The organism is Flavobacterium sp. N1994 (genome assembly GCF_025947145.1).
GTDB lineage: Bacteria > Bacteroidota > Bacteroidia > Flavobacteriales > Flavobacteriaceae > Flavobacterium.
In genome coordinates this window covers 806,301-819,276 of record NZ_CP109999.1, presented here as the reverse complement: position 1 = coordinate 819,276, position 12,976 = coordinate 806,301, and the positions used below count along the sequence as shown (strand labels likewise).

At 34.6% G+C, this 12,976-nt stretch carries 12 protein-coding genes; 7 read left to right on the top strand and 5 right to left on the bottom strand.

What is annotated here, in order from left to right; translation table 11 throughout:
* Positions 1-816, bottom strand: a complete 816-nt coding sequence (locus OLM53_RS03835; RefSeq protein WP_264521738.1) for a DUF6929 family protein — start codon at positions 814-816, stop codon at positions 1-3.
* Between the two features lie 27 nt (positions 817-843).
* On the opposite strand from OLM53_RS03835, the gene OLM53_RS03830 reads away from it, so the two are divergent.
* Positions 844-1,719, top strand: a complete 876-nt coding sequence (locus tag OLM53_RS03830) for a PPK2 family polyphosphate kinase (RefSeq protein WP_264521737.1) — start codon at positions 844-846, stop codon at positions 1,717-1,719.
* Between the two features lie 46 nt (positions 1,720-1,765).
* On the opposite strand, the gene OLM53_RS03825 is transcribed toward OLM53_RS03830, so the two are convergent.
* Positions 1,766-2,800: a T9SS type A sorting domain-containing protein gene (locus tag OLM53_RS03825; RefSeq protein ID WP_264521736.1), complete on the bottom strand. Its 1,035-nt coding sequence runs from the start codon at positions 2,798-2,800 to the stop codon at positions 1,766-1,768.
* A gap of 125 nt (positions 2,801-2,925) precedes the next feature.
* On the opposite strand from OLM53_RS03825, the gene OLM53_RS03820 reads away from it, so the two are divergent.
* Genes OLM53_RS03820 through OLM53_RS03810 form a run of 3 tightly spaced genes read left to right on the top strand, consistent with a single transcriptional unit; the run spans position 2,926 to position 5,537 of the window.
* On the top strand, positions 2,926-4,308 hold the full coding sequence (locus OLM53_RS03820; RefSeq protein ID WP_264521735.1) for an MATE family efflux transporter: 1,383 nt from the start codon (positions 2,926-2,928) through the stop codon (positions 4,306-4,308).
* A 58-nt stretch (positions 4,309-4,366) separates the two neighbouring features.
* The gene (locus OLM53_RS03815; RefSeq protein ID WP_264521734.1) at positions 4,367-5,272 is read left to right on the top strand and encodes a prohibitin family protein; all 906 of its coding nucleotides are present in this window, start codon (positions 4,367-4,369) and stop codon (positions 5,270-5,272) included.
* A gap of 37 nt (positions 5,273-5,309) precedes the next feature.
* Positions 5,310-5,537, top strand: coding sequence for a hypothetical protein (locus tag OLM53_RS03810; RefSeq protein WP_264521733.1), 228 nt, complete (start codon positions 5,310-5,312; stop codon positions 5,535-5,537).
* A 67-nt stretch (positions 5,538-5,604) separates the two neighbouring features.
* On the opposite strand, the gene OLM53_RS03805 is transcribed toward OLM53_RS03810, so the two are convergent.
* The 3 genes from OLM53_RS03805 to meaB form a co-directional block, all read right to left on the bottom strand.
* Positions 5,605-6,240, bottom strand: coding sequence for a response regulator transcription factor (locus OLM53_RS03805; protein ID WP_264521732.1), 636 nt, complete (start codon positions 6,238-6,240; stop codon positions 5,605-5,607).
* Entirely contained in the window at positions 6,241-7,356 is a 1,116-nt protein-coding gene (locus tag OLM53_RS03800; protein WP_264521731.1) for a sensor histidine kinase, read from the bottom strand.
* A gap of 614 nt (positions 7,357-7,970) precedes the next feature.
* Positions 7,971-9,053, bottom strand: a complete 1,083-nt coding sequence (gene meaB, locus OLM53_RS03795; RefSeq protein WP_264521730.1) for a methylmalonyl Co-A mutase-associated GTPase MeaB — start codon at positions 9,051-9,053, stop codon at positions 7,971-7,973.
* 239 nt (positions 9,054-9,292) lie between these two features.
* Between meaB and OLM53_RS03790 the strand changes: the two genes are divergently transcribed.
* From OLM53_RS03790 to OLM53_RS03780, 3 genes are all read left to right on the top strand, one after another.
* The gene (locus OLM53_RS03790; RefSeq protein WP_264521729.1) at positions 9,293-10,204 is read left to right on the top strand and encodes an AEC family transporter; all 912 of its coding nucleotides are present in this window, start codon (positions 9,293-9,295) and stop codon (positions 10,202-10,204) included.
* Complete coding sequence (locus tag OLM53_RS03785; protein ID WP_264521728.1) at positions 10,205-11,413, top strand: MFS transporter; 1,209 nt, start codon at positions 10,205-10,207, stop codon at positions 11,411-11,413.
* A 134-nt stretch (positions 11,414-11,547) separates the two neighbouring features.
* Positions 11,548-12,951 carry an FAD-binding oxidoreductase gene (locus OLM53_RS03780; protein ID WP_264521727.1) on the top strand — a complete coding sequence of 468 codons (1,404 nt, stop codon included), beginning with the start codon at positions 11,548-11,550 and terminating at the stop codon, positions 12,949-12,951.
* The last annotated feature ends 25 nt before the right edge of the window (positions 12,952-12,976 follow it).

The window sequence follows — 12,976 nt, the reverse complement described above, 5'->3', positions numbered from 1 at the left end:
TTATGTTAAAGTAAGTTTATAAATAGTAGATACTAATCCTTCGGTATCATTATCTTCACAAAGCAGCAATTCGATTTGAGTGGCTGTTTTTTTATATAAAGTCAGTCCTTCAAACTTTTGATGGGTACTAATTTGAATGTAATTTTTAAGTTGCAATGTTTTTAAATCAAGGGTTCCAATGATGCTTCCTTCAATATCTCCATCATTGTAAGTTGAGGAAGTATTTTCGGCTGCAGCCAAAAAATAAATACTATCATCAATCAAAATGGCATCTGTAAAAGTGGCTTCAATCCCATTAATTTTTGGAAGTGAAATCAAGTGAAATTGAGCTGTTTTATTCTTTTTGTCATAACTAAAAACTCCATTTTGCGAATTAAGACCATTACCTCGTTGAAAAAAATAGGTGGTTTCTGCGGTCATAATTACCCCCTCAATATTCAACTCATCTGGTGTTAGTGCTATTTTCTCGATGAGTCGGTCATATATTTTATTGAGACTTTTTTCTTTAGCTTTTTTGCTTTGAAGATTGAAAACCACTCTTGTATTTCTTTTTTTTGTAGAACCTGAGCCATATAAATATAGCTTTTCGTTAAATAGCGTTAGGGATTCAAAATCCGCTTTGTCTTTTTTGGCTAGATTTTCTTGGCTATTGTCAAAAAGTTTTATCTTTTCAAGAAGGTTTTCGTTGAGGTCAAAACAATAAAGAAACGAGCTATTATCAGAAACTATAAATAGCGAATTATTGTGATACACTATCCCTGATGCTGCTCCAATTCCTTTGATTTCTAGGAAGGGTATAAGTTGAAATTTTTCCATAAGTTTACAAATATAAATACTTACCAGATGAAAAGCATAAACCCCGATGATTTTAGAGTGATTGAACCTATTTCTTTATCAAAAATCCCAACCGAGTTAACTATCGATGCGGATGCGGATGAGAAAGAAGAAGAGTTATTAAAAATCCAACAGAAGTTGAGTCATCGTCAAGATATGATGTATGCTCATAACAAGCACGCGGTTTTGATCTGTTTGCAAGGGATGGACACCAGTGGAAAGGATAGCTTAATTCGGGAAGTATTTAAGGAATTTAATTCTAGAGGTGTTGTGGTGCATAGTTTCAAAACGCCTAATTCAAGCGAGTTAGAACATGATTTTTTATGGCGTCATTATTTGGCTTTGCCCGAAAAAGGGAAGTTTACTGTTTTCAATAGGACACATTATGAAAATGTTTTGGTTACCCGTGTGCATCCTGAATATTTACTTTCTGAGAATTTACCAGGAATTGAAAAAGTAGAAGATATAACAGATACCTTTTGGGATAACCGATTTAAAAGCATCAATCATTTTGAGAAGCATTTGGCACACAATGGAACAACTATATTGAAGTTCTATCTCCACATGAGTAAAGAAGAACAACGCAAACGACTATTACATCGATTAGAAAACGGAGAAGACAATTGGAAGTTTTCTACTGGCGATTTAAAAGAGCGGGAACGTTGGGAGGATTATATGAAGTATTATGAAGAGGCTATTAATAAGACTTCTAAAGATCACGCCCCATGGTTTGTGATTCCAGCTGATGATAAAGAAATGGCTCGAGTGATAGTTGCCAAAATCATTTGGGAAGAACTACAAAAACTAACGGATATTAAAGATCCTGAACTAGATTCAACAGTAAAGGCCAACATCGATTTGTATAAAGAACAATTGAGTAAATAAAAAAAGCGCTGAATTTCAGCGCTTTTTTTTTATTTCGTTAGGCTATTTATTGCACCATGATTTTTTGAGTGAAACGTTCTTTGCTATCAGTTATAATTTCTACGATATACACCCCAGCGTTTCTAATAGGATTTATAATTACATCGTTTACCGTTTCTTGTAATGAAATAGTTTTGGTGTCTACTTTTCTTCCTTCAATATCATAAATAGTTAATAAAGCATTTTCTAAAGCAATATTGGATTTGATATTCAAAATGCCATTAGTCACTTGGTTACTAGCAATAGTAAAAGTATTTTTATTAAACTCATTGTTAGCCAAATTAAAGGACAATGTTTCCCATGTAGTAGCTACGCTTAAAAGACTTACGGCTCCTGTTGGCATACCAGCTGGTCCAGCATTTTGTCTAAAAGACAATCTGTCAATATTTCCAGATTGGTCATTACCAGCAAAGTTGGTTGCCGATACTGTATTTCCTGCTTCTCCAGCAGTATAATTAGCATTGGCATATAAAGTAACAGTATCATCATTAGCCCCAGCAGCTTGAGTATATTTGAAAATTAATAAATAATCAGTTCCATAGTTAAAGGAATTGGCAGTGTAAACTGTTGGATTTGTAGTGTCTCCTTTTCTAATTCCGATACTGAAAGTGGAACCACTTGTAGGTTGAACCAGCATTCTGAACGTAGTGGTTAAATTAGCTCCGCTCATCACCCTAAAAAAGTCTAGGGGAGAAGATTGCGCATTCGTAATGTTTACAACCATTCCAACATATAGATTTCCATTAGTTGTAAAAGGAGTAAATCCTCTTCCACAACCATCGGTATCAGGAGTTAAACTAAAAGCTTTTGTTGAAGAACCATAACCAGTAGCGCTTATGTTTTGGTCGATAACCTTAGCATTAGAACATATAGCACCTACACACGAACCTAAACCACCAATTGAGGAGGAGTTATTTGTCCAAGTTCCCTGACCGCTTAACTGAGCATTGGAATTATAACTGGCAAAAGAATCTTGAAAAATGTTTTGAGCATAGGTCAACGTTGCCGTTAATGTATAAATAGAGAGTAAAATTTTTTTCATTGTAATTGTGTTTAAGTAATTAGTTTTAGTTTGACGTAAAGTTAAAAAAATATTTATTATTTAAGAATTGTATAACGATACTTATTTTCTTTGAATACCCTATTTTTGCAATCAATTTATTCAAAATGAATCTATCTCAATACACTAAAGAGTTCTCGTATAATTTAAGACTAGCTTATCCCGTTATCATTGGAATGCTGGGCCATACTTTAATAGGTATTGTTGATAATATTATGGTTGGTAAATTAGGAAGTACAGAACTAGCTGCTGTTTCGCTTGGGAATAGTTTGATTTTTGTAGCCATGTCATTGGGAATTGGTTTTTCAACCGCTATTACACCCATTGTTGCCGAAGCAGATGCAGAAAATAATACTTCCAAAATACGTTCTGCCTTTCATCATGGTTTGTTTTTATGTATCATTTTAGGCTTTTCTCTTTTTGGATTGGTTGTTTTGGCTAAACCTATAATGGAATTACTGCACCAACCTAAAGAAGTTATTGCCTTAGCAAAACCTTTTGTGAATTGGGTCGCTTTTTCATTAGTGCCACTTATCATTTATCAAGGCTACAAACAGTTTGCGGACGGATTATCGATGACAAAAGTATCTATGTACGCTATCGTGATGGCCAATATTCTTCATGTAATCATCAATTATTGTTTGATTTACGGTGTTTGGATATTTCCTAAAATGGGGATTCTTGGCGCAGGTTTAGGAACCGTTATTTCCCGAATTGCTATGGTTAGTTTCATGCACATCATATTGTCACGAAAAGAAAAATTAAAGCCTTACTTCCACAATTTTAGTTTTGACGAAATCAAGAAAGATATGATTAAGAAAATTGTCAATCTAGGTTTCCCTTCGGCGATGCAAATGCTTTTTGAAGTAGTGCTTTTTACTGCGGGAATTTGGCTTTGTGGGAATATTGGAAAAACCAGTCAGGCCGCAAACCAAATAGCATTGAGTTTGGCTTCCATGACTTTTATGTTTGCTATGGGGTTGAGTGTAGTCTCTATGATTAGAATTAGCAACCAAAAAGGATTGAATGACTACAAGCAATTAATTATTGTAGCACGTTCTATTTTTTTATTGGCCATACTTATTGAAATTCTATTTGCTGTAATGTTTGTGTCATTGCATCAAGTATTACCTTATTTGTTTTTAAATATGGAAAACGGTACCCAACTTTTAGACAATCAAGAAGTAATAACTATTGCTTCAAAGTTGCTATTAGTAGCTGCGGTCTTTCAAATTTCTGATGGAATTCAAGTAGTTGTTTTAGGAGCTTTGCGTGGTTTGCAGGATGTAAAGATTCCGATGTATATTACGTTTGTGGCGTATTGGATAGTTGGTTTTCCTATTTCTTTTTATTTAGGTGAATATACTTCCCTAAAAGCTGTGGGTGTATGGATTGGCCTTTTTGCAGGTTTGACTGCAGCCGCTACTTTTTTGTTTATACGTTTCCATTACTTAACCAAAAAACTTGTTACAGAAAATACTTCACAATAATTTGTAACTTACATTAGAGTGTTGCGTATAATCACCGTATAATTTAAAAACAAATAAAATGATACTTTCCATTATTATTGGTGTTATCTTAATTATTATTAGCGTTACGCTAAAAAACAATGCTAATCCTGCCTCAAAATTTGCTCCGCTTTTAAAAATCTTTGGTTTTGTTGTGATTTTAATCGGACTCTTATCCTCAGTCTTCAAACAAATTGATGCAGGAAAAGTAGGGGTGAAGTCGCTTTATGGTAACGTTCAATCTGATGTTTTAGAAAGTGGTTTACATGTTGTCAATCCACTTTTAGATATTACCATTTTTGATACACAAACCCAAAACTATACTATGTCAGCCATTCACGATGAAGGATCAAAGCAAGGTGATGACGCTATTCGGGTATTATCAAATGATGGTTTGGAAGTGGTAATCGATTTAACCGTTTTATATAGAGTAATACCTAATGATGCTCCAAAGATTTTAAAAGGAATTGGAGAGGATTACACGGATAAAATTGTTCGTCCAGTAACGCGTACTCGTATTCGTGATAATGCAGTTTATTATGATGCCGTAGCATTATATTCTACTAGAAGAGGTGAATTTCAACAAAGGATTTTTAAATCTATTGAGGATGATTTCAAGAAGAGAGGTTTAGTTTTAGAACAACTTTTAATTCGAAATATTAACTTGCCAACCTCTGTTAAAGCCTCTATTGAAAGTAAAATCAATGCGGAGCAAGATGCTCAAAAAATGACTTTCGTTTTACAAAAAGAAAAGCAAGAAGCGGAACGTAAAAGAGTAGAAGCACAAGGTATTGCTGATTATCAAAGAATTATTTCGTCAGGTTTGACCGATAAACAATTACAATACGAACAAATCAAAGCACAAAAAGAAATAGCGACTTCTCCGAATGCCAAAATTATTTTCATGGGCAAAGGAAGTGCCCCCGTAATATTGTCGGATAAATAGTTTATTCGTTTCTTTGTGTAATCCAAAATAAGACAACATGCAATTACCAAAATTTGTGCTAGCTGACAACTCTGATTTTCCCGAAGATATATTTGTTATTCATCTTGATTTCCCTCGCTTCATTATCAATTTAAAAGACGATGAGGTAGAGTTTCTAGAAGATTTAGAAGGAGAAGATGAAACCGAATTAGAATCGGAAATGGAGCATTTAATTACTTTAGCTGGAGAATTCTACGATAAAGAAATGGAAGGCTACGAAGAGTAGTTTTCAGTTTTAGTTTATAAGGCAGTTTTTGATTTGATTTATTTCAAATTAAAAGCTGCTTTCTTATTTAGGAAAATCCGTTTTTGATAGCATAAACAGCCAAACCCACTCGTGTCTTTAGTTCTAATTTTTCAAACAAATTATCACGATAACTTTCCACCGTTCTTGGGCTACAGCACATGAGTTCGGCAATTTCTTTATAACTCATTTCAGTAATGGTGTACTTTAGAAACTCTTTTTCTCTTTCAGTAAGTTTTGATATAGAACCACTCGTGGTTCCATTCATGTTAGAATAAATAATTTTGGAAGCCCAATCGGGGTAAAAAAAGCCGTCTTCTATCAATTTGTTTAAAGCTATTTCAAGTTCTTTGGAATGGGTATTTTTCAATAAATAACTTCTAGCACCATTTCGTATCATCTTGATAACACTTTGTTCGTCATTCTGCATGCTTAAAGCCATGATTTTTATAGCTGGGTAATTCTCTTTTAACCACAATGCCGTATCAAAACCATTCATTTCGGGCATGCTTATATCAAGCATCACTATATCCGGAATTACTTTTGAGGTCTCTATTTTATGAATAAGGTCTTTACCGTTTTCGCATTCAAAGACCACTTCAAAGTTCTCAAAATTTGAAATTATCCCTTTCAGAGCTTGCGCTATGAGTAAGTGATCGTCTACTATGGCAATAGTGTTTTTCATTTAAAGCGGTAGGGTTACTGTTATTTTGGTGCCAATATTTAGTTGGCTATCTAATTTAAAAAGACCATTGAGCATTTCTGTTCGTTTCTTACTATTTATTAAACCAATTCCGTTCGTGTAAGTTTTGCTAATATCAAAACCTTTGCCATCATCTATCAATATAAGTTCTACTGAATTATCATCTGTATTAAGTTGCAAAGTTAAATTTTTACAATCGGAATGTTTGATACTATTTTGAAAAAATTCTTGTACAATACGAACTAAAACAGTTTTAGAGTCGTAATTTAATTCGATATTTCTTTTAGGACAACTAAATTTTACTGAGCATAAATTCAGTTTTCTCACCCGTTCACATTCGTCTTCCATTAGTTGGATAATACCGTTTTTTTCAATAGTATTATCAGTAAGGGATTTACTCAACTCTCTCATTTCAGCTAAAGACTCATTAATTAAAATACTAATGTTGTCAATGTTTTCTTTTATGTTTGAGTTGTTGTTTTCGTGTTCAAGTTGTTGTGTATACAAGCTCGCTAAAGTGAGTTTTTGTCCTATGTTATCATGAATTTCTTTACCAATGTAATCCATGGTTTGCTTTTGCATTTCAATTTTGGTAGCAAAGAGTTGTACTTCATGTTGATGTTCTACTTCATTTTTTTCTTTATCTACTATAAAATATTTATAGATGAAAGCTCCTATGAAGCAACTGTTTTCAAAGAAATACCCATAGCATAGATAATGAAAACCAGTGTAGATACTAGTGGCTGAATTGACTGTAGAATCCCAAAGTGCTAAAATTCCAGAAATAAATAAAATGGTTGTTCCCATGAATAAATACCTAAAAAACACCACTTTTAGTTCTTTTCCAATATGATAATAAAATAGCAAGGCTATCACATAAATAATCAATCGAGTTATTAAGAAAAAAGGGAAGCTTACTCTAACAAAATGGGGGAATATGAACATGATGATAAAATACAGTCCTGTAAAACCAACATAGCCATAATACGTTTTTTTTAATTTTTTATATTTAGGATGTTGTAGTACCATGGCGTGGTAAATGAAAGAGCAAAATAATAAAGCACTCAACATTTGTAATCCATCAACGACTAGTTGCATGATAATACGCCGATTGCTTTTTAAAGGAAAGTCGCCAGTATCTTTTATATATACCGTTGCTACAAATAACAAAAGTGTTAGTATGTACAAACTATAATACCGATAAATTTTAGATTTGAAAAAGTAATTCAGATAAGCACTAGTAAACCCAACAAGTGATAAAAATCCTATAGTAAAAAAACAAATCCCGATAAAAAAAGGGTCATTTAAAATCATGCTTAACTTACATTCCGTTACGACAATACACAATTTGCAAAGTACTAGAAAAGACAATAAATAAATTCCGCCAGACACCCATTTTTATACCCGTTAAACAACGGTATTTTTTATAGTTAATCCAACATAGTAAATATAGTTTTTTACTCATAGTTAAAGCCTAATTATATTGTGAAATTTGGAGTAATTATTTAAAGTTCTTTGCACAAATAAATGGATAAGAATTATAAATTATAACAGGAAAGAAATTTAAAGAAACAAATAATTGTGGTTTATTTGAGTTGTTCCCTAAAGCCGGTAGCGTTTGCCCGCTGGCTTTTAGGACAACATTTAAGAAAGAGTTAAAAAAAAACAGTTAGTTAATTCCGAAAAGTCCCGAACTCATCACTCGGGATTTTTTATTTGAAATATTTTTTTAATAAAATTTGTGCCGCTGCAAAAGGGGATACTTCATCATTTTGAACCGCTTTTTTGCTTTCTTCTATAAGGGATATTATTTCTGGATGATTATAAAAATTGTTTTTTAACTGCTCGTTAATCGTTTCTATCATCCAATACTGGTTTTGCTCTTGGCGTTTGCTTTCAAAATAGTCATTGGTTTTAACCAATTCCATATATCGGCTAATCGTTTCCCAAACAGCATCAATTCCGGTTTTTTCATAAGCACTGCAAGTCGAAACTGTCGGAATCCAACCTGAACTTTTAGCAGGAAATAAATGTAACGCTCTATTAAATTCGGTTTTGGCTAGTTTTGCTTTATTGATATTATCACCATCAGCTTTGTTGATGACAATCGCATCTGCCATTTCCATAATACCTCGCTTGATACCTTGTAATTCATCACCAGCACCTGAGATTTTTAGCAACAAAAAGAAATCTACCATACTATGCACTGCGGTTTCACTTTGCCCAACACCAACCGTTTCGATGATGATAGTATCAAATCCTGCGGCTTCACAAAGGATAATGGTTTCTCTAGTTTTACGAGCCACACCACCAAGCGTTTCTCCAGAAGCGGAAGGTCGAATATAAGCATTCTCATCTTTGACCAATTCTTCCATACGGGTCTTGTCTCCTAAAATACTTCCATGAGAAATAGTACTACTAGGGTCAACTGCTAACACCGCTACTTTCTTTCCTAACGAAGTTAAATAGCTTCCAAAAGCTTCAATAAAAGTAGATTTTCCAACTCCAGGCACACCAGTAATTCCAATTCTAATAGATTGATTAGCATAAGGTAAACAACCGTTGATAATCTCATTGGCTTTCGATAAATGTGCAACATTAGTACTTTCAACTAAAGTGATGGCCCGACTTAAAGCGACCTTATCATGGTTTAAAATTCCAGTAATTAATTCGGAAGCGGAAGGCTGTTGTTTTCTGCTGGTCACAATTTTCTTCAAGGAGGCTGCACTGAAAGTTTCCGGTGGTGGAATTCCATCTTTTTCGTTCAATGCACTTTTGTTGGGCTTCTCGTTCAAAGTAAAATCGTTTGGGTAAATTTAGTAAAATATTGTTTCATAGAGATAATTAAAACCAATCGCTTTATTGTATTTCCTAAAAATTCAACCACAAATTAAACAAATTTCCAAAAAGTATTTCGTGCTAATTTGTGCAATTTGTGGCAAATAAATTAAGTTTTTTAGTAAACCTTTCAACGTTGTAATTCTTCTTTTCCATTTTTTTGCTGTTCCTTTGCAAAATAAATCTATCATTTCGAATGGATAACATTCTGTTGATTTTTCTGTGTTTGCTTATGGGCTTGGGGATGCAACGACTTGCCGCTTTTCCCAAAAACGGTCACTTAGCCCTAAACCAATTTATTATTTATGTAGCCTTGCCAGGATTGGCTTTGTTTTATATCCCCAAAATAACCCTTTCGAGCAATTTATTATATCCTTTAGCAGAATCTTGGATTGGCTTTGGCTTGTCTTTCCTGTTTTTTTATACCCTCGGAAAACGATTAGGTTGGCCCAATCGACTCATTGGCTGTTTGATTATAACAGCGGGTTTAGGAAATACTTCCTTTGTTGGCTTCCCAATTATTCAGGCTTTGTATGGAGAGGAAGGATTGAAAACGGCTATTATGGTAGATCAACCTGGAACCTTTGTTGTGATGGCTACACTCGGATTAATAACCGCTGCAGTATTTGCTAAAGGCGATGCAAATCCCAAAGAAATAGTTTCTAAAATTGTATTGTTTCCGCCGTTTATTGCCTTTGCCATAGCCTGTATAATGAATGTAATGAAGTTTGATTTTACGGATAATTTCCAAACGGTTTTTCAAAAATTAGGGGCAACAGTAACTCCAGTAGCACTAGTCTCAGTAGGATTACAATTGAAATTAGACAAACGAAGTCAGCATTGGAAATTCCTTAGACTTGGCTTGCTATTCAAATTGATTATTACCCCAGCCATTTTCTTCTTACTCTATAAAGTTATGTTGCAAGGCAAAGGAGTAATAGTGGATGTTTCTGTGATGGAATCTGCCATGGCACCAATGATTACGGGAGCTGTCTTGGCTTCTAACTATGGACTAAAACCCAAATTAAGTAGTATGATGGTCGGTATAGGGATTCCATTATCTTTTGTTACGCTAGCTTTTTGGTATTTCATCTTAAACCATTTTTAAATGAAAACAGCAGTTACTTCAACTCCAGAAAACAGTGCTTTATTACAAAAGACAATCTACTCGATACTATTTTCGATAAGTTTTGCCCATTTGTTAAACGATTTAATTCAGGCTATAATTCCATCAGTGTACCCGATTTTAAAGCAAAATTACCACCTTTCTTTTTCACAAATTGGATTAATCACCTTTGCTTTTCAGTTGTCCGCTTCGTTATTACAACCCTTCGTGGGGTATTATACCGATAAATATCCTAAACCTTTTTCCCAAGTCTATGGGATGTTATTTTCTATGACAGGGATTATTTCCTTGTCGTTTGCCAATAACTTTTATTGGATATTGATTTCTGTTGTTTTTATAGGAGTTGGCTCTTCCATCTTTCATCCTGAATCGGCTCGGATTTCCAATATGGCTTCAGGAGGTAAAAGAGGATTGGCACAATCTATTTTTCAAGTAGGAGGGAATTTCGGAACGGCTCTTGCTCCACTTTTAGTGGCTTTAATTGTAGTGCCCAATTCGCAAAAATACATTCTTTGGTTTGTCATTGCTGCTGTAATCGCTTTGGGAATCATTAGTAAAATTGCTTTTTGGTATCGAGACCATTTGGTTTTCAAAAAGAACAAACCCACCGTTTTCATCGATTTTCACAACTTATCCAAAAGCAAAGTCAAATGGGCTATTCTAGTGTTGCTAATTGTTATTTTTTCTAAGTTCTTTTACACGGCTTGTTTGTCAACGTACTATACTTTTTTCTTGATGGATAAGTTCCATCTCAGTATCAAACAAGCGCAATTTCATATGTTTATTTATTTGATTGCTTATGCTACTGGAACCATACTTGGCGGGCCTTTAGGAGATAAGATTGGTAGAAAGCATGTGATTTGGTTGTCTGTTTTTGGTGCTACTCCGTTTGCTTTATTATTGCCGTATGTGAATTTGTTTTGGACCGATGTTTTAATGATTATTATCGGAATCATAATGTCATCTGCTTTTCCTGCCATTTTGGTGTATGCACAAGAATTAGTGCCTAAGAAACTCGGAATGATTTCCGGTTTGTTCTACGGATTTGCTTTCGGAATGGGAGCATTAGGTTCTGCTTTGCTAGGTAAATTAGCCGATTACACTTCTATTCAATACGTGTATCAAGTTTGTTCTTATCTCCCTTTAATTGGCATTATTTGTTTTACACTTCCCAATTTAAAAAAGCGTTAGGAGCGAATGGTTCGGGCATTTTTGGAATCCATTTTCCCGCTGTTCGCGCTACACGGTAGCCACTTCCATCGGGGCTAAAAAGCATTTGTCTTTTCCTTTTGTAATCCTTATATTTACCTACCAATTTTTATAAAATGTCTCTCAATCCAGAAATACTTCAAAAATTAACGAATATAGTTGGTGATGCTTTTGTTTTCACCGATCAAGAAACCCGTAACTTTTACGGTCACGACGAAACAGAAGATTATGTTTTTCCACCAAACGTAGTGGTAAAACCAGCCAATGCTAATGAAATTTCAGCCATCTTAAAAGTAGCCAACGATTATAAAATACCAACGACTCCGATTGGAGCAAGAACGGGTTTAAGCGGTGGTGCTTTGTCTATTTATGAAGGAATAGGGTTGTCAATGGAACGCTTGAATAAAATTCTAGAAATTGACGAACAAAATCTTCAAGTCACCGTTGAACCAGCAGTGATTAATCAAGTATTGCGAGAAGCTGTTGCTGAAAAAGGGTTGTTCTATCCAGTTGACCCTAGTAGTATGGGCAGTTGTTGGATAGGAGGTAACATAGCAGAAAATGCTGGTGGAGCAAGAGCTTTGAAATATGGTGTGACCAAAGATTATGTTTTGAATTTAGAAGTGGTGTTACCAAATGGGGATATCATTTGGACTGGAGCCAACACTTTAAAAAATTCAACCGGATACAACTTAACCCAATTGATGGTAGGAAGCGAAGGAACCCTTGGCGTTATTACCAAAGCGGTGCTAAAATTAATTCCAAAAAATAATTATAATGTATTAATGTTAGTTCCGTTTTATAAAGCTAATGAAGCTTGTGAAGCGGTTTCCGCCATCTTTCGTGCCGGTATTACGCCGAGTGCTTTAGAGTTTATGGAACGCGATGCTATTGATTGGACATTGCAATATGTTGAAGGAATTTCTGTGACTATCAAGCCCGAGCATCAAGCCCATTTACTAATTGAAGTGGATGGAAATTATCAAGAGATTTTAATGCAAGAAGCGGAAAAGATTTTGGCAGTGGTTGAACAGTTTGATATTGATGAAGTCTTGTTTGCCGATACTGAGGATCAAAAAGCAGCACTTTGGAAAATGCGTCGTTCAGTGGCAGAAGCGGTGAAGAGTAATTCTGTTTACAAAGAAGAAGATACCGTAGTACCAAGATATATGTTACCCGAATTACTATCGGGAATTAAGAGGATAGGAGCGAAGTATGGTTTCAAGTCCGTTTGCTATGGTCATGCTGGCGATGGCAATTTACACGTTAATATTATTAAAGGAGATATGACCGATGATAATTGGCAAACACAAGTTCCAGTCGGAATTCGCGAAATATTTGAGTTGACGGTTTCGTTAAAAGGAACTCTTTCTGGCGAACACGGTATTGGATTTGTACAAAAGAACTATATGGATATTGCCTTTTCCAAAACCCATTTGGAACTGATGGAAAGCATAAAGCGTGTCTTTGATCACAACAACATCCTCAATCCAGGAAAGATTTTCCCGGATGAAGTCTAATTCAAGATAAACATGGAAAGAATTC